19 protein-coding genes are annotated in these 26,063 nt (G+C 72.1%); 4 read left to right on the top strand and 15 right to left on the bottom strand.

Annotated elements, in window-relative coordinates; all coding sequences use genetic code 11:
• Positions 1–317: 317 nt before the first annotated feature.
• From AB0Q99_RS28940 to eccD, 9 genes are all read right to left on the bottom strand, one after another.
• A complete protein-coding gene (locus tag AB0Q99_RS28940; protein WP_363576516.1) occupies positions 318–2,003 on the bottom strand; it encodes a ribonuclease J in 1,686 nt (561 codons plus the stop codon).
• A 169-nt stretch (positions 2,004–2,172) separates the two neighbouring features.
• Positions 2,173–3,072: a 4-hydroxy-tetrahydrodipicolinate synthase gene (gene dapA / locus AB0Q99_RS28935; protein ID WP_363576515.1), complete on the bottom strand. Its 900-nt coding sequence runs from the start codon at positions 3,070–3,072 to the stop codon at positions 2,173–2,175.
• Positions 3,073–3,299: 227 nt separating this feature from the next.
• Positions 3,300–4,031 carry an FAD-dependent thymidylate synthase gene (gene thyX / locus AB0Q99_RS28930; protein ID WP_363576514.1) on the bottom strand — a complete coding sequence of 244 codons (732 nt, stop codon included), beginning with the start codon at positions 4,029–4,031 and terminating at the stop codon, positions 3,300–3,302.
• The gene (locus AB0Q99_RS28925) at positions 4,028–4,486 is read right to left on the bottom strand and encodes a tetratricopeptide repeat protein (RefSeq protein ID WP_363576513.1); all 459 of its coding nucleotides are present in this window, start codon (positions 4,484–4,486) and stop codon (positions 4,028–4,030) included. Before AB0Q99_RS28925 ends, thyX begins: the two co-directional genes overlap by 4 nt.
• A gap of 7 nt (positions 4,487–4,493) precedes the next feature.
• On the bottom strand, positions 4,494–5,240 hold the full coding sequence (dapB, locus tag AB0Q99_RS28920) for a 4-hydroxy-tetrahydrodipicolinate reductase (protein WP_363576512.1): 747 nt from the start codon (positions 5,238–5,240) through the stop codon (positions 4,494–4,496).
• 14 nt (positions 5,241–5,254) lie between these two features.
• Positions 5,255–6,607 carry a pitrilysin family protein gene (locus tag AB0Q99_RS28915; RefSeq protein ID WP_363576511.1) on the bottom strand — a complete coding sequence of 451 codons (1,353 nt, stop codon included), beginning with the start codon at positions 6,605–6,607 and terminating at the stop codon, positions 5,255–5,257.
• Between the two features lie 122 nt (positions 6,608–6,729).
• A complete protein-coding gene (locus AB0Q99_RS28910; protein ID WP_363576510.1) occupies positions 6,730–8,937 on the bottom strand; it encodes a polyribonucleotide nucleotidyltransferase in 2,208 nt (735 codons plus the stop codon).
• 456 nt (positions 8,938–9,393) lie between these two features.
• Positions 9,394–9,684, bottom strand: a complete 291-nt coding sequence (gene rpsO, locus AB0Q99_RS28905) for a 30S ribosomal protein S15 (RefSeq protein ID WP_030245440.1) — start codon at positions 9,682–9,684, stop codon at positions 9,394–9,396.
• Positions 9,685–9,932: 248 nt separating this feature from the next.
• A complete protein-coding gene (eccD, locus tag AB0Q99_RS28900; protein WP_363576509.1) occupies positions 9,933–11,393 on the bottom strand; it encodes a type VII secretion integral membrane protein EccD in 1,461 nt (486 codons plus the stop codon).
• A 318-nt stretch (positions 11,394–11,711) separates the two neighbouring features.
• On the opposite strand from eccD, the gene eccCa reads away from it, so the two are divergent.
• Both eccCa and AB0Q99_RS28890 read left to right on the top strand, forming a co-directional pair.
• On the top strand, positions 11,712–15,653 hold the full coding sequence (gene eccCa / locus AB0Q99_RS28895; RefSeq protein WP_363576508.1) for a type VII secretion protein EccCa: 3,942 nt from the start codon (positions 11,712–11,714) through the stop codon (positions 15,651–15,653).
• Between the two features lie 470 nt (positions 15,654–16,123).
• Positions 16,124–17,527: an APC family permease gene (locus tag AB0Q99_RS28890; protein WP_363576507.1), complete on the top strand. Its 1,404-nt coding sequence runs from the start codon at positions 16,124–16,126 to the stop codon at positions 17,525–17,527.
• A 108-nt stretch (positions 17,528–17,635) separates the two neighbouring features.
• On the opposite strand, the gene AB0Q99_RS28885 is transcribed toward AB0Q99_RS28890, so the two are convergent.
• The 6 genes from AB0Q99_RS28885 to AB0Q99_RS28860 all read right to left on the bottom strand — a co-directional run bounded on the left by AB0Q99_RS28885 (position 17,636) and on the right by AB0Q99_RS28860 (position 23,660).
• Complete coding sequence (locus AB0Q99_RS28885; protein ID WP_363576506.1) at positions 17,636–18,883, bottom strand: hypothetical protein; 1,248 nt, start codon at positions 18,881–18,883, stop codon at positions 17,636–17,638.
• 102 nt (positions 18,884–18,985) lie between these two features.
• Positions 18,986–19,528, bottom strand: a complete 543-nt coding sequence (locus tag AB0Q99_RS28880) for a SigE family RNA polymerase sigma factor (protein WP_363576505.1) — start codon at positions 19,526–19,528, stop codon at positions 18,986–18,988.
• 95 nt (positions 19,529–19,623) lie between these two features.
• Entirely contained in the window at positions 19,624–20,922 is a 1,299-nt protein-coding gene (locus AB0Q99_RS28875; protein ID WP_363576504.1) for a S8 family serine peptidase, read from the bottom strand.
• Positions 20,923–21,021: 99 nt separating this feature from the next.
• Positions 21,022–21,315 carry a WXG100 family type VII secretion target gene (locus AB0Q99_RS28870; RefSeq protein ID WP_363576503.1) on the bottom strand — a complete coding sequence of 98 codons (294 nt, stop codon included), beginning with the start codon at positions 21,313–21,315 and terminating at the stop codon, positions 21,022–21,024.
• Between the two features lie 102 nt (positions 21,316–21,417).
• The gene (locus tag AB0Q99_RS28865) at positions 21,418–21,723 is read right to left on the bottom strand and encodes a WXG100 family type VII secretion target (RefSeq protein ID WP_363576502.1); all 306 of its coding nucleotides are present in this window, start codon (positions 21,721–21,723) and stop codon (positions 21,418–21,420) included.
• Positions 21,724–21,905: 182 nt separating this feature from the next.
• Positions 21,906–23,660, bottom strand: coding sequence for a type VII secretion protein EccB (locus tag AB0Q99_RS28860; protein ID WP_363576501.1), 1,755 nt, complete (start codon positions 23,658–23,660; stop codon positions 21,906–21,908).
• Between the two features lie 196 nt (positions 23,661–23,856).
• Between AB0Q99_RS28860 and eccE the strand changes: the two genes are divergently transcribed.
• Positions 23,857–25,263, top strand: coding sequence for a type VII secretion protein EccE (eccE, locus tag AB0Q99_RS28855; RefSeq protein WP_363576500.1), 1,407 nt, complete (start codon positions 23,857–23,859; stop codon positions 25,261–25,263).
• Positions 25,263–26,030: a hypothetical protein gene (locus AB0Q99_RS28850; RefSeq protein ID WP_363576499.1), complete on the top strand. Its 768-nt coding sequence runs from the start codon at positions 25,263–25,265 to the stop codon at positions 26,028–26,030. Before eccE ends, AB0Q99_RS28850 begins: the two co-directional genes overlap by 1 nt.
• Positions 26,031–26,063 lie beyond the last annotated feature (33 nt).

The raw sequence follows: 26,063 nt of genomic DNA, 5'->3' as shown, positions 1-26,063 counted from the left end.
AAGGAACGGACGCTTCCTTCGGACCGCCTTCCAGCGGACCCTCCGGGCTTCGTTCTTTCGTGTTTCCAGCTTATCAGACGTTTTCCGCTCCGTTTACCGGAGTTTGATTCATCCAATCGGCTTTTGCCTTTCGGCGCTCCCGGACTCTATCAGAGTCTCTCGGGCCGTTTTCCCCGGCCGTTCTCGAATTCGAATTCGAGCGCGTTTCCGAGGGGTCGTCCCGTGGGGCAACCCGGAGAACATTACGCACCGGGCCGCCCCACGTCAAACCGGCCCCACCCGGGACCGGACGAGCGTCAGCGCTCGAACGACGAGCGTCAGACCTCGACCACGACCGGCAGGATCATCGGCCGGCGGCGGTAGTTGTCCGCGACCCACTTGCCGATGGTCCGACGGACGAGCTGCTGCACCTGGCGGGGCTCCAGCACACCGTCGCTCGCCGAGCGGTCCAGGGCCTCCTGGAGCTTGGCGACCACCGGACCGAACGCGTTGTCGTCGATGCCGGAGCCGCGGGCCTGGATGGTCGGGCCACCGATGATCTTGCCGTTGGTCGAGTCGACCGCGACGAAGACCGAGATGAAGCCCTCCTCGCCGAGGATCTTGCGGTCCTTGAGCGAGGCCTCGGTGATGTCACCGACCGAGGAGCCGTCCACGTAGACGTACCCGGCCTGCACCTTGCCGACGATCTTGGCGACGCCGCGCTCCAGGTCGACGCAGACGCCGTCCTCGGCGATGACCACGCGGTTGCGCGGCACACCGGTGGCGATGCCCAGCTCGGCGGCCGCGCGCAGGTGGCGCCACTCGCCGTGCACCGGCATCAGGTTGCGCGGCTTGCAGATGTTGAAGAAGTAGAGCAGCTCGCCGGCCGAGGCGTGGCCGGAGACGTGCACCTTGGCGTTGCCCTTGTGCACGACCTTGGCGCCCCAGCGGGTCAGGCCGTTGATCACCCGGTAGACGGCGTTCTCGTTGCCCGGGATCAGCGAGGAGGCCAGGACGACGGTGTCGCCCTCGACGATGCGGATCTGGTGGTCGCGGTTGGCCATCCGGGACAGCGCGGCCATCGGCTCGCCCTGCGAGCCGGTGCAGATCAGCACGACCTCCTTGTCCGGGAGGTCGTCCAGCTGCTTGACGTCCACGACCATGTTGCCGGGGACCTTCAGGTAACCGAGGTCGCGGGCGATGCCCATGTTGCGGACCATCGAGCGGCCGACGAAGGCGACCTTGCGCTTGTACTCGTGCGCGGCGTCCAGGACCTGCTGGATGCGGTGCACGTGGCTGGCGAAGGAGGCGACGATGATGCGCTTGTCAGCGTTCGCGAAAACGTTTCGCAGCGCCGCCGAGATGTCCCGCTCGTGCGGGATGAAGCCGGGGACCTCGGCGTTGGTGGAGTCCACCAGCAGCAGGTCCATGCCCTCCTCGGCCAGCTTGGCGAAGGTCGGCAGGTCGGTGAGGCGGCCGTCGAGCGGCAGCTGGTCCATCTTGAAGTCACCGGTGGCCACGACCATGCCGGCGGGGGTCCGGACGGCCACGGCGAGGGCGTCCGGGATGGAGTGGTTGACCGCGATGAACTCGCAGTCGAAGGGGCCGATGCGCTCGCGCTCGCCCTCCTTGACCTCCAGCACGTACGGACGGATCCGGTGCTCGGCGAGCTTGGCCTCGATCAGGGCCAGGGTCAGCTTCGAGCCGATCAGCGGGATGTCCGGGTTCTCCCGCAGGAGGAACGGGACGGCACCGATGTGGTCCTCGTGCCCGTGGGTGAGGATGATGCCGTCGACCTTGTCGAGGCGGTCCCGGATGTAGCTGAAGTCCGGGAGGATCAGGTCCACGCCGGGCTGCTCGTCCTCGGGGAAGAGGACGCCGCAGTCGATGATCAGGATGCGGTCGCCGTACTCGAGGACCGTCATGTTGCGGCCGATCTCGCCGAGGCCGCCGAGCGGGGTGATGCGGAGGGCGCCCTCCTTCAGGGCCGGGGGCGCGCCGAGTTCGGGGTGCGGGTGGCTCAAAAGACTCTCCTCACGACACACGCCACATGCCCGGGGTCCTCCCCCTGGAGACATATGGCGTGCGTACTCAGTGTCGTTTTCCTACTGGGTCTGTGCTCTCGCGCCTTCGGTCCGGTCCAGCGGCGGACCCTGGGGGTCCGGCGAGCCGGGGCGCGCACGTCCGTGTCTGCTACAGGTGTACCCCGCCGGCGGCGAGATCCTGCTTCAATTTCGCGATCTCCTCGGGCGTCGCACCGACCAGGGGCAGCCGGAGCGGCCCGGCCGGCAGGCCCTGGAGTTCCAGCGCGGCCTTGGTCAGGATGACGCCCTGGGTGCGGAACATACCGCTGAACACCGGCAGCAGGCGCTGGTGGACGCTGGTGGCCTTGACCACATCGCCCGCCAGGTAGGCCTCGATCATCGCGCGCAGGTCGCCGGCCACGACGTGTCCCACGACGCTGACCACGCCGACGGCTCCGACCGACAGCAGCGGCAGGTTCAGGATGTCGTCGCCGGAGTACCAGGCCAGGTCGGAGCGGGCGATCGCCCAGGCCGCCGCGCCGAGGTCGCCCTTGGCGTCCTTGTTGGCGACGATCCGGGGGTGCTCGCCGAGCCGGACCAGCGTCTCGTGGCTCAGCGCCACCCCGCTGCGGCCCGGGATGTCGTACAGCATGACCGGCAGCTCGGTCGCGTCGGCGAGGGCGACGGTGTGCCGGTACAGGCCCTCCTGCGGGGGCTTGCTGTAGTACGGCGTGACGGCCAGCAGGCCGTGCGCCCCGGCGGCCTGCGCCTGCCGGGCCAGCTCGATGCTGTGGTGGGTGTCGTTGGTGCCGACGCCGGCCACCACGTGGGCGCGATCCCCGACCGCCTCCACCACGGCGCGGACCAGTCGGGCTTTCTCGGCATCGCTGGTGGTCGGGGACTCACCGGTGGTGCCGTTGACGACGAGGCCGTCGTTCCCGGAGTCGACGAGGTGCGTGGCGAGGCGCTGGGCGCCGTCGAGGTCGAGCCCGCCGTCGGCGGTGAACGGGGTGACCATCGCGGTCAGGACCCGGCCGAACGGCGTCTGTGGGGTGGAGATCGGAGCCATGCGTCCAAAACTACTCGTAGGCGGTGGGGCGGTATCCACACCGGTCCAGGGTTCGGACAGGGGCAGCGGCGGTGAGCGGTGGAAACAGGCGGTGAAATGGGATCCCGGTGCCGCCCGCTCGGGGGTTCGAGCAGCACCGGGATCCGTGTTCACGAATGTAGGGAGCGGCTAGAAAAGGCGCAATCCAGACATGCCAGACACACTGCCCATATGCCTGTCGTCGCAGGTCAGGGGGCGACTCGGCCGTGCTTCTCGAAGGCCGCATGGGTGAGCGGCATGAGCTGCGCCCACTGCTCCTCCATCTGCTCGGCGACCATCTCGATCTCGCGCTGCGGGAACGACGGCACCGCCGAGTTGTCGCGCTTGGTCCGCAGCGACAGGAAGTGCATCAGCGAGCGCGAGTTGCAGGTCGCGTACATCGAGGAGAACAGGCCGACCGGCAGCACCGCGCGGGCCACCTCGCGGGCCACCCCGGCCGCCAGCATCTCCTGGTAGCGGGCGTAGGACTCGCGGTACGCCGCCTCCATCGCCGCGGTGGTGGTCTCGTGCTGCTCGGGCGTGCCGGGGGTGAACTCGTACTTGCCCGGGCGGCCCTGCTGGACCAGCTTGCGGTCCTCGGCCGGGACGTAGAACACCGGGTCCAGCTGGCGGTAGCGGCCGGACTCCTCGTTGTACGACCAGCCGCTGCGGTGCCGGTGGAACTCCCGGAACACGAAGATCGGCGCGCTGATGAAGAAGGTCATCGAGTTGTGCTCGAAGGGCGTGCCGTGCCGGTCGCGCATCAGGAAGTTGATCAGGCCCTTGGACTTCTCCGGGTCCTGCGAGAGCGCCTCCAGGGACTGCTCCCCCGCGGTCGAGACGCGGGCCGCCCAGATGACGTCCGAGTCGGCGGCGGCGCTGCGGACCAGCTCCACCGTCACGTCGCTGCGGAAGCTGGGGGCCGTCGGTTCGTCGCTCACGCGTTACTCCTTGCGGGTTCGGTGCTGTGCAGCTTGATGGCGTGCTGCATGGTCTTGCGGGCGCGCGGGGTGTCACCGGCGTCGGCGTAGGCCACGGCGAGGCGGAACCAGACCCGCCAGTCGCCCGGGGCGGTCTCCGCCTCGGCCCGGCGGCGGGCGAAGACCTCGTCGGCCGAGGCCCGGTCGATCCGCCCGCCGGTGGTGCGCTTCAGCTCGTCCACCGGCAGGCCGCCCTCGGCCTCCAGCTCCCGCGCGAGCCGCTCGCTGTCCCGCCCGAAGCGGACGGTCTGGCGCAGGAACCAGACGCCGATCAGCGGGATCACGAAGGCGCAGACGCCGATGCCGATGCCGAGCGGCTTGCCGGTGGCGATCAGCTGGACGCCCTCCCCCACGCAGATCAGGGCGACCAGCAGCAGCACGCCGGACAGGACGAAGAAGCCGGTACGGGAGGTCATGTCGGGCTCACAGGTCCAGGAAGTGTTCGAGGCCGAAGGTCAGTCCCGGCGTCTCGACGACCTTGCGCACGCCCAGCAGGATGCCCGGCATGAAGCTGCTGTGGTGCAGCGAGTCGTGCCGGATGGTGAGCGTCTCGCCGGTGTCGCCGAACATCACCTGCTGGTGGGCCAGCAGACCGCGCAGCCGGACGGAGTGCACCGGCACCCCGTCGACGTCGGCGCCGCGCGCGCCGGGCAGGCCGTGGGTGGTCGGGTCCTGCTGCGGCGGGCGGCCGGCCTCGGCCCGGGCGGCCGCGATCAGCTGCGCCGTCCGCGCCGCGGTGCCGCTGGGTGCGTCGGCCTTGCGGTCGTGGTGCAGCTCGACCACCTCGACCGACTCGAAGTACTTCGCCGCGACCTGGGAGAACTTCATGCCGAGGATCGCTCCGATGGAGAAGTTCGGGGCGATCAGCAGACCGAGTCCGGGGGCCTGCTCCAGCCAGCCGCGGACGGTGGCGAGCCGCTCGTCCGTCCAGCCGGTGGTGCCGGTGACCACGTGGATGCCGTGGTGCAGGCAGTGGTCGAGGTTGCCCATCACCGCGTCCGGGTGGGTCAGCTCGACCACGACCTGCGCCCCGGCGTCGGTGAGTTCCCCGAGCTCCGACCCGCGGCCCAGGGCGGCCACCAGTTCCAGGTCCGGCGCGGCCTCGACGGCCTTGACCGCCTCGGAGCCGATCCGGCCCTTGGCACCGATCACGGCGACACGCAGCGTCATAGCGATATGTCCTCTCACACCAGCAGATCGGCGAGCTTGGCGGCCCGCTTGTCGTTGACCGGACCGATCAGCGCCAGCGACGGCCGGTACGCGCCCAGCACATCACGGGCCACCGCGTGGACGTCCTCCAGGGTCACGGCCGCGATCCGGCCCAGCATGTCGTCCACCGACAGGTGGTGACCGTAGCTGAGCTCGGCCTTGCCGATCCGGTTCATCAGCGAACCGGTGTCCTCCATGCCGAGCACGGTCGAGCCGGAGATCTGCCCGATCGCGCGCCGCAGCTCCTCCTCGGTGATGCCCTCGGCGACCACCTTGGCCAGCTCGGCGCGGCAGATCCGCAGCACCTCCTCGACCCGCTTGGGCTGGCAGCCGGCGTAGATGCCGAACAGGCCGCTGTCCGCGTAGGACGAGGAGTAGGAGTACACCGAGTACGCCAGGCCGCGCTTCTCGCGGACCTCCTGGAACAGCCGGGAGCTCATCCCGCCGCCGAGGGCCGCGTTGAGCACGCCCATCGCCCAGCGGCGCTCGTCGTGCCGCGGCACGCCCGGCACGCCCAGCACCAGGTGGGCCTGCTCGGTGGACCGGTTGAGCACCTCGACCTTCCCGGCCGTGCGCAGCGCCTTGACCCCGCGCCGGGCCTCGGCGGGGGCCGCGTCGGAGCGGGCCAGCACCGTCGCGAAGGCCTGCTCGACCTGCTTGACGACCTTGCGGTGGTCGAGGTTGCCGGCCGCCGAGACGACCAGGTTCTCGGGCCGGTAGCGGCGGTGGTAGAAGCCGGCGATCTGGTCCCGGGTGAGCGCCTTGATGGTCTCCTGGGTGCCGAGGATCGGGCGGCCGAGCGGGCCGCTGCCGTAGATCACCTTGGCGAACAGGTCGTGCACCACGTCGCCCGGGTCGTCCTCGGCCATCGCCATCTCCTCGAGGATGACGCCGCGCTCGGCGTCGACGTCCTCGGGGCGGATCAGCGAGCCGGTGAGCATGTCGCAGACCACGTCGATGGCCAGCGGCAGGTCGGTGTCCAGGACCCGGGCGTAGTAGCAGGTGTTCTCCTTCGCGGTGAAGGCGTTCATCTCGCCGCCGACCGCGTCCAGGGCCGCCGAGATGTCCAGCGCGCTGCGCCGCTCGGTGCCCTTGAAGAGCAGGTGCTCCAGGTAGTGCGTGGCGCCGTTGAGCTGCGGGGTCTCGTCCCGTGAGCCGACGCCGACCCAGATGCCGAAGGTCGCGGAGCGCACCGTCGGCAGGGTCTCGGTGACGACCCGCAGGCCGCCGGGGAGGACGGTGCGGCGCACCGTGCCGGCGCCGTCGACGCCCTTGAGCAGGGTCCGGGTGGTGCCGGGACGCTGCTTTACCGCCGGGGCCTGCGCCACGGGGGGTACCTCCAGAGGAAACGCACGCGAGGATGGCACGTGCGGACGTAAGCGGGTGGACAACGGGGTGCGGCCCGCACGCCGGGAGGCGTACGGGCCGCACGGGGTCAGCTAGCGGCGCTTCACTCGGAAGCGGCCTCGCCGGCCTCCTCGCCCTCGATGACCGGGATCAGGGAGAGCTTGCCGCGCGGGTCGATCTCGGCGATCTCGACCTGCACCTTGGCGCCGACGCCGAGGACGTCCTCGACGTTCTCCACGCGCTTGCCGCCGGCCAGCTTGCGGATCTGCGAGATGTGCAGCAGGCCGTCCTTGCCCGGCATCAGCGAGACGAACGCGCCGAACGTCGTGGTCTTGACCACGGTGCCCAGGTAGCGCTCGCCGACCTCCGGCATGGTCGGGTTGGCGATCTGGTTGATCGTGGTGCGGGCGGCCTCGGCGGCCGGGCCGTCGGCGGCACCGATGTAGATGGTGCCGTCGTCCTCGATCGTGATCTCGGCGCCGGTGTCCTCCTGGATCTGGTTGATCATCTTGCCCTTGGGGCCGATGACCTCACCGATCTTGTCCACCGGGATCTTGATGGTGATGATGCGCGGCGCGTTCGGGGACATCTCGTCCGGGGAGTCGATGGCCTCGTTCATCACGTCGAGGATGTGCAGGCGGGCGTCCTTGGCCTGCTTCAGCGCGGCGGCGAGCACCGACGCCGGGATGCCGTTCAGCTTGGTGTCCAGCTGGAGGGCGGTGATGAAGTTGCGGGTACCGGCGACCTTGAAGTCCATGTCGCCGTACGCGTCCTCGGCGCCGAGGATGTCGGTCAGCGTGACGTAGTGGGTCTCGCCGTCGATCTCCTGGGAGATCAGGCCCATCGCGATGCCGGCGACGGCGGCCTTCAGCGGCACACCGGCGTTCAGCAGCGACATGGTCGAGGCGCAGACCGAGCCCATCGAGGTGGAGCCGTTGGAGCCGAGCGCCTCGGAGACCTGGCGGATCGCGTACGGGAACTCCTCGCGCGAGGGCAGCACGGGCAGGATGGCCCGCTCGGCCAGCGCGCCGTGGCCGATCTCGCGGCGCTTGGGCGAGCCCACGCGGCCGGTCTCGCCGACGGAGTACGGCGGGAAGTTGTAGTTGTGCATGTAGCGGCGGCGCGTCTCCGGGGAGAGCGTGTCCAGCTGCTGCTCCATGCGGAGCATGTTCAGCGTGGTGACACCCAGGATCTGGGTCTCGCCGCGCTCGAACAGGGCCGAGCCGTGCACCCGCGGGATGGCCTCGACCTCGGCGGCCAGGGTGCGGATGTCGGTGACGCCGCGGCCGTCGATGCGGACCTTGTCCGTGATGACGCGCTCGCGGACGATCTTCTTGGTCAGCGCGTTGTAGGCGGCGCTGATCTCCTTCTCGCGGCCCTCGAACTCGGGGAGCAGCTTCTCGGCGGCCAGCGCCTTGACGCGGTCCAGCTCGTTGTTGCGCTCCTGCTTGCCCGCGATGGTCAGGGCCTGGGCCAGCTCGTCCTTGACGGCGGCGCTCAGCGCGGCGAGGACGTCGTCCTGGTAGTCCAGGAACACCGGGAACTCGCCGGTCGGCTTGGCGGCCTGGGCGGCCAGCTGCGACTGCGCGGCGCAGAGGACCTTGATGAACGGCTTGGCGGCGTCGAGGCCGGCGGCCACGACCTCCTCGGTCGGCGCCTCGGCGCCGCCCTCGACCAGCTTGATGGTCTTGTCGGTGGCCTCGGCCTCGACCATCATGATCGCGACGTCGCCGTCCGGCAGGACGCGACCGGCGACGACCATGTCGAAGACGGCCGACTCCAGCTCGCTGTGGGTCGGGAAGGCGACCCACTGGCCGTTGATCAGCGCGACGCGCACGCCGCCGATCGGGCCGGAGAACGGCAGGCCCGCCAGCTGGGTGGAGGCGGAGGCGGCGTTGATCGCGACCACGTCGTACAGGTGGTCGGGGTTGAGCGCCATCACGGTGACGACGACCTGGACCTCGTTGCGCAGGCCCTTGACGAAGGACGGGCGCAGCGGGCGGTCGATCAGGCGGCAGGTGAGGATCGCGTCCTCGGAGGGCCGGCCCTCGCGACGGAAGAACGAGCCGGGGATGCGGCCCGCGGCGTACATCCGCTCCTCGACGTCCACGGTCAGCGGGAAGAAGTCGAAGTGCTCCTTCGGCTGCTTGGACGCGCTGGTGGCCGACAGCACCATGGTGTCGTCGTCGAGGTAGGCCACGGCGGAGCCGCCGGCCTGACGGGCCAGGCGGCCGGTCTCGAAGCGGATGGTACGGGTGCCGAAGGAACCGTTGTCGATCACGGCCTCGGCGTAGAACACGTTCTCTTCCACCTGGAAGATCTCCTCTTTCGTACGTCTCCGGGAGAGCGTCCCCGCGCACTTCCTGTCGGTGGCCCTGGGTGCCCTCGTCAGGGAGGGCGGCAGTCGGGCCGGTCTTCGATCGAAGCCTCCGGAGTGCCCCGCTCGGTCTGCGGGGGTTCCGACGGCCACTACCGAGGACCGGCGCCTCACGGCTGCCGGGCCGGGACGGGCGTTCCGCGTCTGGACGCTCTCTCGGATGCGGGCGGCTTCCGTTTGAAGCCTTCGTCCCGCGGGGGGTTCGGGTCTGTCTGCCCGGGTGGCGCGCTGGTGCGCCATCACCCGGCATGCCCACAACCCTACGGTGCAATCCTCGGCCACCTGGGGAGGTGCGCGCGAGTTGTTATGTCAGGGCGCTGCGGCCCGACGGGCGCGGCATACGCGCGAGGGGCGGCTCCCCGGTGTGGGGAGCCGCCCCGAGCGGCGGTCTTAGCGGGCGCCGCCGGCGGCACCGCGACGGATGCCCAGGCGGTCGACGAGCGTACGGAAGCGCTCGATGTCCTTCTTGGCCAGGTACTGCAGCAGGCGGCGGCGCTGGCCGACCAGGATCAGCAGGCCACGACGCGAGTGGTGGTCGTGCTTGTGCAGCTTGAGGTGCTCGGTCAGGTCCGAGATGCGACGGGAGAGCATGGCCACCTGGACCTCGGGGGAGCCGGTGTCGCCCTCCTTCTGGCCGAACTCGGCGATGATCTGCTTCTTGACGTCAGAGGCGAGAGCCACTGCAACTCCTTCGGGGTCTACCGAGCGGTCCTGGTCGACAGCACAGGACTCATCGAGAACTCGGTGTCGTGAGTGCGGCCGGCGCGCTGCAGCCCACGGAGGGGCGGCGGACACACGGCTGCGCTCGGAGGCCAAGCGTACCAGTGCCGCCCATCCGGCCGTCCGGCGGGCCCCGGAGGGGTGGCGGAGCACTCCCGGCGGGGGCGGCGGCGGGCGCCGGAGGGCGGCACCGGCGGGGCGGGCGCGGGTCAGCCGGTGGCGCCGCGGACCAGCCGGTAGATGTCCAGGACGGCCAGCGCCAGCGGGACCAGCGAGATCAGCGTGAGGCTGTCGACCAGGTCCAGGATGCGCCCCCAGAACGGGGAGACGCCGAGCCGGGGCACCACCAGGGCGATCGCGACGAGCAGCGCGGCGCCGAAGGCGATGGAGCCGGCCAGCCAGACGGTGCGCAGGTCGAGCTGGGTGGTGGAGCCCGCGACCCGCAGGAAGAACTGCGGGGTGTGCAGGGACAGCCCGACGATCAGCAGGCACAGGCCGAGCAGGCCGGCCACGGTGAGGCTGAGGACCTGCGCGGTGTAGCGGAACAGCCGGGCGCGCAGCATGGTGGCCAGGCCCAGGGCGAGCGCGAGCAGCTCGGGGAAGGTCTCGTCGGTGAAGCCGAGGACCGCGCAGGCGCCGACCACGACCGCGGCGCAGCCGCCGACCAGGCCGACCAGCACCTCGTGGCCGCGGCGGGCCTGGTGGGCGATCCGCTCGTACTGGACGGCCTCGGCGCGCTCGGCCTCCTCGTCGTAGTCGCGGCTGCGGGTGCGGGTCTGGCCGGGGGCGCTGAAGCCGACCGGCAGCCGGGCGAAGCGGGCGGAGAGGCCGGGCAGGAAGCCGACGGCGGCGACGGCGGCGACACCGGTGACGGCGGCGATGTGCCCGGCCGGGGTCTCCGGCGTCAGGACCGCGGCGAAGGTGGCGAGCGCGCCGGCGGCGGCGACCAGGGCGGCGGCGACGAACACCGCGTCCTTCTCCGGCAGCAGGCCGGTCAGCAGCACGGCGACCACCAGGGCGGTCACGCAGCCGGCCAGGAACTGGATCCGGCCGGGGCCGTCCCCGGGGTGTGCGACGGGGACGAGGCCGCTGCCGCCGATCACGGCGTGCGGCAGCGCGCCGAGGCCGAGGGCGAGGGCGGCCCGGGCGTCCTGGTAGACCCGGGCGCGCACGCCGGCCAGTGCGGTGAGCAGGACGGCGGTGACGCCGGCCAGGACGCCGGGCAGGCCGTGCATGTCGTGGCGCAGGTCGGAGAACCAGAGCGCGAAGCCGAGCAGGGTGAGCAGCACCCCGGCGCCGATCAGGCCGAAGCCGCGCATCAGTTCGGCGGTCCAGAACCGGCGGTCGGCCTCGACGGCGCTGGCGATGGCGTCGGCGACGTCGTCGTAGACGGCCGGCGGGAGGGACTCGGCGAAGGGGCGCAGCGCGAGCAGGTCGCCGTCGCGGACCTGCTGGGCGGTCAGCGACAGGCCGCTGTCGAGGACGGTGCCGTCGCGGCGGACCAGGTGGAAGCCGGTGGGGGCGCCGTCGGGCTGGCTCTGGTTGGCCAGGCGCAGCACCTCGGGGTAGACGTCCGCGAGCGGGACGTCCTCGGGCAGGGCGACGTCGATCCGGCGGTCCGGGGCGACGACCGTCACCCGGCAGTAGCCGGTCGCGGCGGCACTGGTCATGCCCCCACCTCGTTCCTTCGACGCACGTGTCGCTCCCCCTTGTTGACGGTGCCGAGGCACGGCGGCGCTCGGTGTGGCTGCGGAACCGGCCCGACCGGGCCGCGAGTTGGCGCGGCGTTACCCTACCCGCTGGGTTCCCGGCCGAGGCCTGGCGGGCCGTGCGGGGGCGACCGTTAGGATCGGCGCCTGCGCGGAGGTACGTACGGGGGCCCGCGCTGGGTGGGGCGTCCTCAGCCGTCGGGTTCCCGTACGGGCCGTACGCAGTCGCGTCCGGGCTGATGCCGAAGTGATCGATCGACGCCACGGGGTGGATGACACATGGGTGTGATCACGGTCAAGCGACCGGCCAGGGCCTATCCGCCCACCGTGCCGGACGAGCCGGTGGAGCTGGTGAGCCCGCCCGAACTGCCCCGGCAGGGCGGTGAGGACTGGCTGATGAGCATCCTGCCGATGCTCGGCATGGGCGGTTCGGCGGTGTTCTTCTTCTCGCCGGGTGCGGCCGCCCCGATGAAGATCATGGGCGGTCTGATGATCGTCTCGACGGTCGGCATGGCACTGGCCCAGATCGTGCGGGCCCGCCGGGGCGGCTCGACCGCGACGGCGGACGAGCGGCGCGACTACCTCAAGTACCTGCAGCAGACCCGCCGCCAGGTGCGCCGCACGGCGGAGCGCCAGCGCGGTGCGCTGCTGTTCCTGAACCCGGCGCCGGACCAGCTGTGGTCGATCGTCGAGGACGGCCGGCGGCTGTGGGAACGGCGCACCGGGGACGGCGACTTCGCGCAGATCCGGGTCGGCCTCGGGCCGGTGCAGCTGGCCACGCCGCTGGTGGCGCCGCAGACCGCGCCGATGGACGAGCTGGAGCCGCTGTCGGCGGCCGCCATGCACTCCTTCCTGAAGGCGCACGGCACCCTGCAGGACCTGCCGCTGGCGGTGTCGCTGCGGGCCTTTTACCACATCACGGTGTGCGGGGACCCGGACTCGGTGTACGGCAACGTGCGCGCGATGATCGCCCAGTTGACCACCCTGCACTCGCCGGACGACCTGATGGTGGCGGTCGCGGCGGCGCCCGGCGCGGCCGAGGAGTGGGAGTGGGCGAAGTGGCTCCCGCACAACCAGCACCGCAAGGAGGCGGACGGCGCGGGCTCGCGCCGGCTGTTCGCCACCGACCTGGGCGACCTGGAGTACCTGCTGCAGGACGAACTGGCCGGGCGTCAGCGCTTCGTCCGGGACGCGGCGCCCGCCGCGGACCAGCCGCACCTGGTGATCGTCATGGACGGTGCCGGGGTGCCGCACGACTCGCTGCTGGCGAGCCCCGAGGGCGTGCAGGGCGTGACGGTGATCGAGGTGGTCCCGGGCGAGGTCGACGAACCGAGCGGGCACCTGATGGTGACGGTCAACGCCGAGGAGCTGGTCCTGCGTTCGGCCTCCGGCGCGACCTACACCGGCACGCCGGACCTGCTCTCGGTGTGGCAGTCCGAGGCGCTGGCACGGCAGTTGGCGCCGTACCGGGTCTCGGCCGGCGGGGACGACGAGCCGCTGCTGTCCAACCTGGACTTCACCGACATGATGAACTCGGGCGACCCGGGTTCCTTCGACGTCAACCGCAGCTGGCGCCAGCGCGCCCAGCACGAGCGGATGCGGGTGCCGATCGGTGTCGGCGCCAACGGCGAGCACGTGTACCTGGACATCAAGGAGGCCGCGCTGGAGGGCATGGGCCCGCACGGCCTGTGCGTGGGCGCGACCGGTTCCGGCAAGTCGGAGCTGCTGCGCACCCTGGTGCTGGCACTGGCGATGACGCACTCCTCGGAGATCCTGAACTTCGTCCTCGCCGACTTCAAGGGCGGTGCGACCTTCTCCGGCATGGCGGACATGCCGCACACCTCCGCGGTGATCACCAACCTGGAGGGCGAGCTCACCCTGGTCGACCGCATGCGCGACGCGATCGAGGGCGAGCTGCACCGCCGCCAGGAGCTGCTGCGCTCGGCGGGCAACTACGCCAACATCCACGAGTACGAGCGGGCCCGGGCGGCCGGAGCGGCGCTGGACCCGCTGCCCTCGCTGGTGCTGATCATCGACGAGTTCTCCGAACTGCTCACCGCCAAGCCGGACTTCATCGAGATGTTCATCCAGATCGGCCGGATCGGCCGGTCGCTGGGCGTGCACCTGCTGCTGGCCTCGCAGCGGCTGGAGGAGGGCAAGCTGCGCGGCCTGGACACCTACCTCTCGTACCGGATCGGTCTGCGCACCTTCTCGGCGGCCGAGTCGCGGGCGGCGATCGGCGTGCCGGACGCCTACCACCTGCCGCCGGTGCCGGGCGTCGGCTACCTGAAGTTCGGCGAGGACGTGATGGACCGGTTCAAGGCCGCCTACGTCTCCGGGCCGTACCGGGCGCCGGGGCAGCAGCGGTCGACCGGCGGGCGGCGGGTCGCCGCGCGCCCGGTGGAGTTCACCGCGGCCTTCGTGGAGCTGCCGGACCCGGTGGAGGAGGAGGCGTCGCCGGTGCCGGAGCAGGACGACGCGCTGGTGGACACCGTGCTGGACGTGTTCGTCCAGCGGATGGCCGGCCAGGGCCCGGCCGCGCACCAGGTGTGGCTGCCGCCGCTGGAGGAGGCGCCGAGCATGGACCACCTGCTGCCGCCGCTGCAGGTGGTGCCGGAGCGCGGGCTGACCGCCCCCGGCCACCCGGTGGGCCGCCTGCGGGTGCCGATCGGCATCGTGGACCGGCCGCGCGAGCAGAAGACGGACATCCTCGAGGTCGACTACGCGGGGGCGGCCGGTCACGGCCTGATCGTGGGCGGCCCGCGCTCGGGCAAGTCGACCGTGGTGCGCACCGCGGTGGCCTCGTTCGCCCTCACCCACACCCCGCGCGAGGTGCAGTTCTACCTGCTGGACTTCGGCGCGGGCGGCTTCCGGTCGCTGGCCGGGCTGCCGCACGTCGGCGGGGTGGCCGGGCGGCTGGACGTGGACGAGGTGCGCCGGATGGTCTCCGAGGTGCACGGGGTGATGAACCGGCGCGAGGAGCTGTTCCGGACCGCCGGGATCGACACCATCGGCACCTACCGGGCCCGCCGGGCGGCCGGGCAGCTGCCGGACGAGGCCTTCGGCGACGTGTTCCTGGTGATCGACGGCTGGAACACCTTCAAGCAGGAGTTCGAGGGCCTGGAGCCGGTGATCGGCGACCTCGCCCAGCGCGGCCTCGGCTACGGCGTCCACCTGATCATCACCGCGGCCCGGTACGCGGAGGTGCGCCCGGCCCTGAAGGACCTGCTGCAGAACCGCACCGAGCTGAAGCTCGGCGACGCGATGGAGTCCGAGGTGGACCGCCGGGCGGCGCAGAACGTCCCGTCGCAGGCCGGTCGCGGCATCACCCCGGAGCGGCTGCACTTCCTGTCCGGCCTGCCGCGCCTGGACGGCTCCTCCGGCGTCGACGACCTGCAGGACGGCGTGGCCGGGCTGGTCGGCGCGATCGACGGGGCCTGGAGCGGGCCGCGCGCCCCGCAGGTCCGGATGCTGCCGGCCGTGCTGGACGGGCACTCGCTGCCGAAGGGCTTCGAGCACCCGGAGCGCGGCGTGGCCTTCGGCGTGGACGAGGCGGAGCTGGCGCCCGCCTTCGTCAACTTCGAGACCGACCCGCTGTTCATCGTCTTCGGCGACACCGAGTCGGGGAAGTCGGCGGTGCTGCGGATGCTGATCAAGCAGATCACCGAGCGCTACACGCCGGACCAGGCGGGCATCGTGGTCGGCGACTACCGGCGCGCGCTGCTGGGCGCGGTGCCGCCGGAGTACCTGGTCGAGTACGCGGCCGCGCAGCCGGCCATGTCGGCCGTGGTGGAGATGCTGCGCGGGGCCTGCTCCCGCCGGCTGCCCGGCCCGGACGTGACCGCCGAGCAGCTGCGCAACCGCAGCTGGTACAGCGGCAAGGACATGTTCGTGGTCGTCGACGACTACGAGCTGGTCGCGACGGGCTCGGGCAACCCGCTGGCGCCGCTGGCCGAGTTCCTGCCGTTCGCCCGGGACATCGGCCTGCGGGTGATCGTGGCCCGCAGCGCGGGCGGCGCCGGACGCTCGCTGTACGAGCCGGTGCTGCAGCGGATGCGCGAGCTGGGCGGTCAGGGCGTGATCCTGTCCGGGAGCCGGGACGAGGGCGCGCTGCTGGGGACGGTCAAGCCGCAGGCGCTGCCGCCGGGCCGCGGGATCTACGTGTCACGCCGCGTGACCGGCGGGCAGATGGTCCAGACGGGCTGGCTGCCGGTGGCGTAGCCGGGCCGGTCGTCACGGACGGTGGTCGAAGGGGTCGGGCTCCGGGGAGTCCGACCCCTTCGGCGTCCCAGGTGCTGAAACGTTACCTAGATCTTTCCCGGCGGGCGCTGCGGTTCCCGTACCCGGCCGGGGAGTTGCGAGGCCCTTCGAGGGGCGCCTGGACGTACCACCGCCCACCCCGACCGACGCCTTCGAATGTCAACCTTCTCCCTTTGTTCACCTTCGATTCAATCGCGATCCAGCCAAGGTAACAAGTCGGACAAACCGCGCAATGCCTGAAAGTGATCATCGGATCGCATGTTTATACCGTTTGCTGCAACGGATTCCGAAGCAGTTCCGACGTTGACGCGATCAATACGCCCAAGGTTCCATTGCGGCCCGGGAGCGACTGGACCAGAACCCGAGCAACCAGCCCAGCGGAGGCGATACCGCTCCCACCCCAGGACCGCACAGAGCCGATCGGAAGCCACATGACCGACACGCTTCGCCCGCCACAGAACGTAGCCGCCCCGGCGGCCGAGGCGGCCGCGCCCCAGCAGCTCAAGCGCTCGATCGGCGTGGTGGGCGGCACACTGCTCACGCTGTCCTGCGTCACCCCGGCGTCGACGCTCTTCGTGATCGTGCCGGAACTGTTCTCCAGCATCGGCAGCGCCACCGCCCTGGCCATCGCCATCGGCACCGTGCTCTGCGTCGCCGTCGCGTTCTGTTACTCCGAGCTCGGCACCCTGATCCCCAGCGCCGGCGGCGAGTACGCCATGGTCGGCACCCTGGCCGGACGGCTGATGGGCTGGCTGGTCTTCGTGCTCTCGCTGATCGTGGTGATGATCGTCCCCTCGGTCATCGCCCTCGGCACCGCCGACTACCTCGCGCCCGTCCTGCACGTCGACAAGGCCATGACCGGCGCCGCGGTGATGCTCGCGGCCACCCTGGCCGGTCTGCTCGACCTGCGTGCCAACGCCTGGATCACCGGCATCTTCCTGGTCCTGGAGGTCATCGCGGCCGGTGTCGTCTCGGTGCTCGGCTTCGCCCACGCCAACGGCAACGCCCCCAGCCTGCTGCACGGCGTGGTCGCCGGGGACGGCGGTGCCACCACCACGGTGAGCGTCGGTGCCATCGTCGGCGCGCTCGGCATCGCCCTGTTCATCACCCAGGGCTTCTCCACCGCCGTCTACCTCTCCGAGGAGCTGGAGAACCCCCGCCGCAACGTCTCCCGCACCGTGCTGTGGACGCTCGGCATCTCCGCCGCCGTCATCCTGATCCCGGTCGTCGCCATCACCGTGGGCGCCCCCGACCTGCAGACCCTGACCTCCGGCGACATCTCCGGCATGGTCACCGCCTGGAGCAACTCCGCGGTCGGCACCTTCATCAGCCTCTGCGTCGCGCTGGCCATCATCAACGCCGGCATCGTCATGGTCATCCAGAACTCCCGGGTGCTGTTCGCCTCCGCCCGTGACAAGGCCTGGCCGGAGCCGGTCAACAAGGCCTTCGCCACCCTCGGCCGGTTCGGCTCCCCCTGGATCGCCACCCTGGCCGTCGGCCTGCCCGGCGCCGCGCTCTGCTTCGTCAAGGGCGAGCTGCTGAGCAACATCACCGGCGTCGCCGTCACCGGGATGTACCTGCTGGTCGCGGTCGCCGCGCTGCTCTCCCGCCGCGCCCACCACAAGCACGCCGCCGCCTGGCGGATGCCGCTGTGGCCCGCCGTCCCGGCCGTCCTGATCGCCGTCCTGGTCTACGTGATGACGAAGCTGGACGCCGAGCCCCTGCTCTGGACCGGCGGCATCACCGCCGCGGCCACCCTGTACTGGCTGTTCTACCTGCGGCCCCGGCAGGAGACCCGCTGGGTGATCAGCCTCCCCGAGGACCAGCAGGACTGACCCCACCTCCCCCACCTCCCCCACGCGGCGGTGCCCCGGGCCTCCCCAAGCCCGGGGCACCGCCGCGTTCGCACCGCCGCGTTCGGACGGTCGCCGCCCGGCCGCCGGCTACTTCTCGGCCCGCCACACCGGGCTGACGGCGATCGCTTCCAGCTGCTCCCGGGTGAGCAGCGCCGTGCCGGTCGGACCCTGGGAGACCGAGACCTCCATGCCGTCCGGGCGCAGGACGCTCACCGTCGGCGGCATCTTCTCCTTGGTGTCCGTGCCGCCCCTGGTGAGCACCTTGGTCCCGTCGGGCCGGGTGAGCGCGTCCTTGAACGCCTGCGCCCACGGGTTGTCCACCAGCTTCGACCAGTTCTGCACCTGCAGCACCAGCGAGCCGGTGTTCTGCCCCCGGGCCAGCTGGAAGGTGGCGTACAACGCTTCGCCGGTGCGGCCGGTCACGGTCACCCCCGGGGGCAGCAGCGGGACCAGGGCGGCCTCCCGCGCCTCCAGCGACAGACCCGGGTCGGCCGCCTGGGTGTCGATGCCCTCGGCCTTGACCGCCGCGACGACCCGGTCCCAGGACCTGTCGGTCACGACCGCCCTCAGCTGGTCGAGGGTGAGCGGCGGGGCGGGGCGGCTGTCGGGCGCGCCCTTCTCCTGGGCCGCGTTCCACTCGCTCACCGTGATCTCCCGGCCGTCCGGTCCGGACAGCGCGGCGCTCCACTCCTTGGTGCCGGCCCGGCCGTCCGAGTACTCGTACCCCTGCAGGAGCTGGAGCCGGGAGCCGTCCGGCAGGGTGGTGACGGCGCAGGAGTCGATCCGGGCGAGCTCGAGGTCCGTCGGGCAGGTGCGCGGCTGCCCCTGCCCGGGCCGGTGCTTCTGGATGCCGAGCTGGACCAGCGACTTGCCCTGGCCGTCGTCGAAGACCAGGTCCGCGCCGACGAAGGTGCCCTTCGTCCGGTCGTCGTCGGTGCCGTGCCCCTTGGCCTCGGTGGTCTCGCCCTTGGGCAGCAGGGCCTGGAAGGTCGCCAGCACCTCGTCTCCGGTGACCACGGTCGGGGCCGAGGAGCGCACCGTGGTCGGGGTGGCCGCGGGGCTGCCGCCGCCGGGGGCGGTGGCCGGGCCGGAGGCCGCGCTCACCGTGCCCGCGTCCTTCGCCGCCGGGGGTCCGGCCAGGTACACCGCGCCGGTGCCCACCAGGGCCAGCGCGGCGGCGCCGCTCACCACGGCGGCGGCCGAACGGCGGCGCCAGCGGCTGCGGCCGCGCCGGTAGCCGCCCGCGACCAGGTCGGCCTGACCGGTGCGGAAACCTTCACCCGTACGGGTGAGGGCATAGAGCAGATCGTCCTCGAACTTGTCCGGTTCGGGCATGGGGGTTCACCGTCTCCTTGCGTCACGGGTTGCGAGAAGTGCAGTCGGTTCGGAGCCGCCGCCGGCCCGGCAGGCAGCGACTCCGCGGGCACCGGCCCGGCCTCAGCGGGCGGCGAGCTCGGCCAGCGAATCGCCGAGCAGGGCGCGCAGCCGGGCCAGCGCCCTGGTGGTGCGGGTCCGGACGGCGCCGGAGGACAGCCGCATCACCTCGGCGGTCTCCTCGACGCTGCGGTCCTCCCAGTAGCGCAGCACCAGGACGGCCCGGTCCTTGGGCGGCATCCGGCCGAGCGCGTCGAGGAGGGTCAGCCGCAGGCTGCTGTCGCCGTCCTGCCCCGCCGGCTCCGGGAGGTCGTCGGTGGGGCGCTCACCGCTGGCACGGCGGCGCTTCTGGGCGAGGAAGGTGCGCACCATGACGGTGTGGGTGTAGGCCGCCGGGTTGGCGATCCGGTCCCGGCCGCCGGTGAAGGCGCTGCGCCGCCAGAGCACGTACATCCGGCCGAGGGCCTCCTGCACGAGGTCCTCGGCGTAGTGGGTGTCGCCGCTCGTGAGCAGGCAGGCCGAGCGGTACAGGTGGCCGGTACGGCCGCCGACGAGTTCCAGGAACTCGGCGTCCTTGGCCTCCCGGCCCGCCCCGATCCACCCCATGTGCGCCGCCCCCGTGGTCCGCCCTGTCCGACACTCCATCGATGCGGTGGGCGGGCGGCGGTGTTACAGCCGTTCCGGCGGAGATTTCCGGCGGGTCAGTCGGCTGGTCGGTCGGCGGACTTGCGCCGGTGGTCGCGCAGCACCACGCCGCCGCCGATCAGCAGGGCGACCAGCAGCGCGCCGACCCCGAGGACGTACGTCGCGGTGCGGCCGTCGCGGTCGGCCTGGGTCTCGCCGAGCCCGACCGGACGCGGCACGATCGGCGCGGAGGCGAGCTGCACCGGGGCGTCCGGGACGGCGGCCGCCGGCGCGACGTCGGGGGCCTTGGTGACGGCCTTGACCGGGTCCACCACACCCCAGCCGACGAAGACGTCCGGGTCGCGCTGGGTGCGCTGGGCGGTCTGCTCGATCCAGGCCCGCACCTGGGCCGGGTTCCAGGCCGGGTGGGCGCCGATCAGCAGCGCGGCGAGCCCGGAGACGTACGGAGCGGCGAAGCTGGTGCCGTTGTCCACGCACTGGCCGCTCCCGGGCACGGTGGACAGCATGTCGACGCCGGGCGCGGCGACCTTCACGAAGGAGCCGTACTGGGAGAACGGAGCACGCTCGTTGTTGCGGTCGGAGGCGCCGACGGCCAGCACGGTCGGGAAGGCGCCCGGATAGGTGTCGCCCTCCTTGCCGTCGTTCCCGGTGGAGGCGACCACCACGGCGCCGGCCTTCTCGGCGTTCTCGATCTCGGCCTTCAGCTCCTGGTAGCCGCCGAAGCGGGCGTCCCCCGCCCCGCGCACGTCCTGGGAGATGTTGATGACCCTGGCCTTGGCCGCGACCGCCTCGTGGATGGCCCGCACCAGCGTGGACACGTCGCCGTTGCCGTCGCTGTCGTTCTGCCGGATCGAGAGGATCTGGGCGTCGGGGGCCAGCCCGACGAAGCCGGTGCGGTCGCTCCGGCGGGCCGCGATGATCCCGGCCACCTTGGTGCCGTGACCGACCGGGTCCTCGGTGGACCTGCCGGGGATCGGCTCCTTGGTCTCCCGGTTGACCAGCAGGTTGGGCCCCTCCTGGACCTTGTCGACCAGCTGGTTGCCGGTCGGGTCGGTCCTGGGGTCGACGGCCGGGACCTGGCCGGCCAGCTGCGGGTTGTTCCGGTCGACCCCGGTGTCGATGACCGCGACCTTCACGCCCTTGCCCGTGGTCCGGCCGCCCTGCCACAGCTCGTCCAGCAGCAGGCGCTGCAGCGACCACGGCACGGTCTGCACGTCGGGCGCGTTCTTGGGGCAGTCGCCCGCGGCGGCCAGCCCGGGCCCGCCGTCGGCGTGCGCGGGGGCGGCGAGCGGGCCGCCCAGCACCGCGAGCACGGCCAGTGCCGCGGCCGTCTTCCGGGACCCGCGTCCGGACACCCTGCCACCCCTCATGTCGTCCACCCTTGCCGCGCACCGAAGGGCGGGTGCCCGGAATCCGGGTACCCGCCCCTGTCGTTCCCGCCCGGGAACGCCCGGTCAGTGCTGCCAGAGCTTGGCGTTGCTGTCCTCGGTGGTCCGGTAGCTCTGCGCGGCGTTCTCCAGCGAGGACGCGATCTGCATGCAGGCCGTGTGCAGGTCGTTGGCGGACGAGTCCCACTTGGCCTGCTGGACGTTGTAGCCCTCCTGGGCCTTGCCCTGCCAGCTCTGGGCGATGCGGGTGACGTCCTTCCTCAGGTCGTTCAGCGTCTGCTCGATGCGGCCGGCCGAGGCCTTGACCTCCTCGGCGGCGTTGTGAACGGTCTCGAAGTTGACGAGGATGTGGTCGGACACGTTTTCTCCCTTGACGAGGATGCGGAGCGGCCCGCGGTCAGTGGCGGGCACCCCGCCGAGCGGCGGTTCGGAACGGACCGGTGATCAGCGCGGGTTCGGCGATCAGGCCTGGGTGTCGGCGAACATCGCCTTCTGCTCTTCCTCGGTGCTCGCGTAGTGCTTGGTGGTCTGCTCGATCGCGTGCTTGATCGCGGCGAGCGCCTCCTTGAGCGACGCGATGTCCCCGTTGACCCTGTTCTGCAGGTTGGTGTAGGCGGTCGCCGCCTGCCCCTGCCAGCCGCCGACGATCCCGGTGACCGTGCCGTTCAGCTTGACCCGCTCGGCCTCGATCTTGCCGATGGCCTGCTCGATCTGATTGGCGAAAGCCAGCATCTCCTGAGCCGTCATCGTGAACTGACCCTGAGCCATGCTCCACCGTCCCCCATGAGAAAACATTGTGTACACGGAGGGCCCCCGAGAGCCCGCCCGCCACATCACCCGTGTGATGCCCACCAGCACTGTAGTCGGCACACGCAGCTCACCCAACACCGATCATCGGGCAGTTACCAGACCATGACACTGCGGCCAATTCCGTTGCCGCGCTTGGCCGGTCAGGCGTTCTGCGGCTGCGCGGCGCTCTTCGCGGTCAGCGGCGGACCGGCCGGAACCAGGTCCGACCACTCCTTCGGCACCGGCAGCGGCTGGATCCCCGGGTAGCCCAACCGTGCCTGGTTCCCGCCGGGTTCGTCCTGCTGCGGGCCGGACTGCTGGCCCGGCTGCTGACCTGCTTGCTGACCCGACTGCTGGTCCGGCGCGCCCGGGTTCGGCGAACCCGGGCCCGGGGCCCCCTGGTTCGGGGCTCCCGGCTGCGGGACCGAGGCCTTCGGGGCACCGCTCTGGCCGGGCTGCGCACCCGGCGCGGGGGTGGCACCGCGGCCGCCGTCGCCGTTCGCCGGAACGGCGTAGCGCAGACCGGTCTCGGTGATCAGGAAGTCGGTGCCCGAGCCGCCGGTGGTGTTGTCCAGCGCCCGGTAGAACAGGCCGTGACCCGGCGTCACGTAGGCCGCCCCGGCGCCGTTGTTGTACGCCGCGGGGTACGAAGTCCCGGCCCAGACACTGCGCTTGGGCGTCCTGCCGTCCTCGGCGACACCGTCGAAGGTGCTGCAGACGACCAGGCGGGCGTCCTGGCGGTCCTGCCAGTTGTTCACCGGCGCACCGGACTTCACCGGCCAGTCGGCCGCGGTGCCCGGCAGCGGGGTCTCGCTGCGCAGCGAGGAGTGGTCCAGCGGGGTCATCTCGTCGTTGCGCGGCTTCTTGTCCTGGTCGTACTTGTAGAGCATCTGGTACGCCGGGTTCTGCCGGATCAGCTCCGCCTGGAACGGGGTGACCAGGTAGAGCTGGTCCTTGCCGACCACGTAGTTGCGGTCCTGGTAGTGCACCAGCCGGCCGATCCGGTGGTCGGCCGCGTTCCCCAGCGCCACGCTGGAGTTGGGGTTCGCGGTGTCGGCCACCCCCTGGACCTGCGGGAAGGTGATCGGGGTGCCGTTCACCAGGGTCTCCAGCCAGTCCCGCTTGACCCGCTGCGGCACCGCGTTGGGCCCGAAGACCGCGGTGATCAGCGAGGTGCGCTCCTTGTCGTCCGACTGCGGGCCGCCGATCTCGTGCCTGCGGCCCTGCGCGTCGACCAGGTAGACCTTCGCGCCCGAGGCCACCTGCTGGCCGGGCGCCGGGGCGGCGGACACCTGCTGCTCGTCCGCCTGCTGCACCAGCATCAGCTGGTCCGGGCCGAGCACCCGGTCCTTGGCCGCGAGCGCCTGCGCGTCCTGGCCGGCCGCCACGAACACCGCCTGGTTGACGGTCTCCTGCTTCTCGTCCGAGCCCGGGCGGTCGCAGACCGCCCACTTCATCGGCCGGCTCGCGTTGTCCTTGGTCGGCAACTTGTCCGGCGCGTACGGGATGCCGATGGTCGGACCGTGGTTGGGGTACCGGTCGAGCACCCCGTCGTCGACCACCACGACCTTGGCCTCGGCGGGCAGCACCAGCCGCGCCGAGGACATGTTGAGCACCTGGTGCAACCGCTTGGTCCGGCCGTCCGGATCGGTCAGCACCACGTACCGGGTGGTCGACTGCTTGCCCTGGATGACGTTCTTGCCGTCGTCCCACTTCAGCGGCGCACTGGGCTTGAACACCCCCCAGACCCCGAACCCGGCCACCGCCACCGCGCCGACCAGGATGCTCGGCAGCACCGCCTTCACCGGACGCGGCGCGTCCTCGTCGCTCCCGCCGCCGGCGGGCAGCAGGAAGGCCCCCACCGTTCGCTTGCGGGCGAAGGTGTAGGCGTTGAGCTCGTCCCGACGCGATGCCATCCTCGTCGTCCCCCTCGTCAGACGTTGTCGGACGTTGCCGGACCCGGTCCGACCGCCCTGCCCCGTGGTCCACCCGCCGGGCGCGAACCGGTGCGAACCCTCTACGATGCGGCAGCAGACGGTGAGTACGGTACGGGTACGGTCCGCGAACCAGCCAGCCGGGCCGCGACAACCCATCAGAGAGGGCCATCGGGGGATGCCGAACCAGACCGCTCCAGGACGCCGGCGCAGCACGGGCGGCGGCGGACCGCGCCGGTCCGGACGGGCGCAGCAGGGCGGCCCGGCCGTCGAGGCGGAGACCGCAGGTGCACGGCCGCACCCGGACGGCGGCGGTTCCGTCCAGGTCCGGATCAATCCCCGACCCGGGCTGCTCGGCGGCCGGTTGAAGCTCCAACAGCTCGTCCTGGTCGAGGTCGCGGCCGCGCTGGTCGCGGTCGGCTGGACGATCAGCCGCCCGGTGGCGGCCGGTTTCGGTGCGGTCGCGCTGGTGCTGCTCCTGCTCGCCGTCGTCCCGGTGCGCGGCCGGACCGTCCCCGAGCTGCTGCGGGTGCGCTCCGCCCTCAAGTCCCGCCGCAAGCGGGCCGGTACGCTGCCGCCGCCGGCCGGCACCGACCCGGCGCTGGCGCCGGCGCTGGAGCTCGAACCGGGGCTGCGCACCTGCACCCACGCCACCGAGGCCGAGTTCGGCGGCCGCCCGGTGCGCCGGGAGACCGGCATGGTCGGCGACGGCACCTTCCTCAGCTCGGTGCTGCTCGTCCAGGCCAAGGACCAGCCGCTGCGCCCGGTGCGCACCGCGCTGCCGCTGCCGCTGGACGTGGTCTGCTCGGCGCTCACGGTGGACGACATCACCCTGGAGTCGGTGCAGCTGGTCCAGCACACCCAACCCGCCCCGGCCCCGCACCTGCCCGAGCAGTCGCTGGCCGCCCGCGCCTACCGCGAACTGCCGGACGGCACCTCCACCCCCGGGCTGCGGCTGACCTGGATCGCCCTCAAGCTCGACCCGGAGCGCGCGGCGACCGCCGTGCGCGCCCGCGGCGGCGGCGAGGAGGGCGCCCGCAAGGCGCTGCAGCGGGTGACCGACCAGCTGGCGGGCCGGCTGAACAGCGCCGGGTTCAACGCGACCGTGCTGGACGAGCGCGAGCTGATCGCCGCCCTGTCCGTCTCCGCCTGCGCCAACCCGATCGCGGTGGCCGGCCGCCAGGGCACCGGCAGCGGCGGCGGCACCACCCGCCGCACCCAGGAGGGCGGCCGGTTCTGGCGGATCGACGACCGCTGGCACACCACCTACTGGATCTCCCGCTGGCCGCAGCTCAGCCGCCCCGGCGGCTCGCCCGGCCGGATCGCCGCGCCGGACCTGGTCAACCTGATCACCGGCTCCCCGGCCCTGGCCAGCACCTTCAGCCTGACCGTCGGTCACGGCGCCGGCGGCTCCGTGACCGTCAGCGGGCACCTGCGGGTGACCGGGCGCAGCGAGAGCGAGGTCGGCCAGGTCGGCCGCCTGGTGGAGGGCCGGGCGCAGAGCGCCGGCCTCGGCCTCGTCCGGCTCGACCTGGAGCAAGCCCCCGGCATGCTCGCCACCCTGCCGCTGGGAGGAACGTCCTGATGGCGTACCAGACCTATCCGGCCCTCGGGCAGCAGCCCGGCGCCGAGCGGCGGCGGGCCCGGCCGCGGATCCTGCCCGGCTTCGGGCTGCGCGGGCCGCGCCGGGAGAAGCACGTGCTCGAAGCGGCCGACCTGGCCGCTCTGGCCTTCCCGGTCGGCGACGACGGCGTGGTCATCGGCGTCGACCCGCAGGGACTGCCCGCCGTGCTCGGCCTGTTCCGCCCCGGCGCGTACGACCTGGTGCTGGTCGGCGGGGTGTGGACGGCGCAGGTCATCGCGCTGCGGGCGGCCGCGATCGGCGCCCGGGTCGTGGTGGAGACCGCCCGCGGACAGCTGTGGGGTCCGATGGCGCAGGCCGCCGGCGGCGGGCAGCCGTGCGTGACGGTCCACCAGGTCGGCCGACTCGGCCCGCAGGGTGCCTCGGTGGCCTCGCCGGTGCTGGTGGTGCGCGACCTCGGCGCCCGGCCGCCGCGCAGCCGGCTCTCCGCCGCGCCGTGGCAGACCACCCTGACGCTGCTGCCGTACCTGGGCCCGAACGCCGCCCGGGTGCTCAACTCCGCCGACCTGGTCGGCGTGCAGCGGATCTCCCCGCAGGAGGCGGAGCTGACCGGCCGGGTGCTGTCGCTCCCGGCGGAGGACGTGGCCACGCTGCCCACCCTCGGCGACGACCTCACCCTGTGGGCGACCCGGATGCGGCGTCAGTACGTGCGGACGGTGGCCGGACAGGCCGAGCAGCAGGTGCTCGGCGGCCCGCGCCGGATGGACTGAGCGGCGGCTCGCCGCACCCGGCGGGCCGCCGCG

The organism is Kitasatospora sp. NPDC086791 (assembly GCF_040685975.1).
Lineage (GTDB): Bacteria > Actinomycetota > Actinomycetes > Streptomycetales > Streptomycetaceae > Kitasatospora.
This window is presented reverse-complemented; position numbering and strand designations above follow the sequence as displayed.

Coding starts and splice junctions, on each gene's coding strand:
- eccD (WP_363576509.1), bottom strand. CDS start 11,393: ATGACCAGTGCCGCCGCGACCGGCTACTGCCGGGTGACGGTCGTCGCC.
- AB0Q99_RS28890 (WP_363576507.1), top strand. CDS start 16,124: ATGACCGACACGCTTCGCCCGCCACAGAACGTAGCCGCCCCGGCGGCC.
- AB0Q99_RS28860 (WP_363576501.1), bottom strand. CDS start 23,660: ATGGCATCGCGTCGGGACGAGCTCAACGCCTACACCTTCGCCCGCAAG.
- AB0Q99_RS28925 (WP_363576513.1), bottom strand. CDS start 4,486: ATGACCTCCCGTACCGGCTTCTTCGTCCTGTCCGGCGTGCTGCTGCTG.
- AB0Q99_RS28865 (WP_363576502.1), bottom strand. CDS start 21,723: ATGGCTCAGGGTCAGTTCACGATGACGGCTCAGGAGATGCTGGCTTTC.
- AB0Q99_RS28885 (WP_363576506.1), bottom strand. CDS start 18,883: ATGCCCGAACCGGACAAGTTCGAGGACGATCTGCTCTATGCCCTCACC.
- eccE (WP_363576500.1), top strand. CDS start 23,857: ATGCCGAACCAGACCGCTCCAGGACGCCGGCGCAGCACGGGCGGCGGC.
- dapA (WP_363576515.1), bottom strand. CDS start 3,072: ATGGCTCCGATCTCCACCCCACAGACGCCGTTCGGCCGGGTCCTGACC.
- AB0Q99_RS28880 (WP_363576505.1), bottom strand. CDS start 19,528: ATGGGGTGGATCGGGGCGGGCCGGGAGGCCAAGGACGCCGAGTTCCTG.
- AB0Q99_RS28850 (WP_363576499.1), top strand. CDS start 25,263: ATGGCGTACCAGACCTATCCGGCCCTCGGGCAGCAGCCCGGCGCCGAG.
- eccCa (WP_363576508.1), top strand. CDS start 11,712: ATGGGTGTGATCACGGTCAAGCGACCGGCCAGGGCCTATCCGCCCACC.
- dapB (WP_363576512.1), bottom strand. CDS start 5,240: ATGACGCTGCGTGTCGCCGTGATCGGTGCCAAGGGCCGGATCGGCTCC.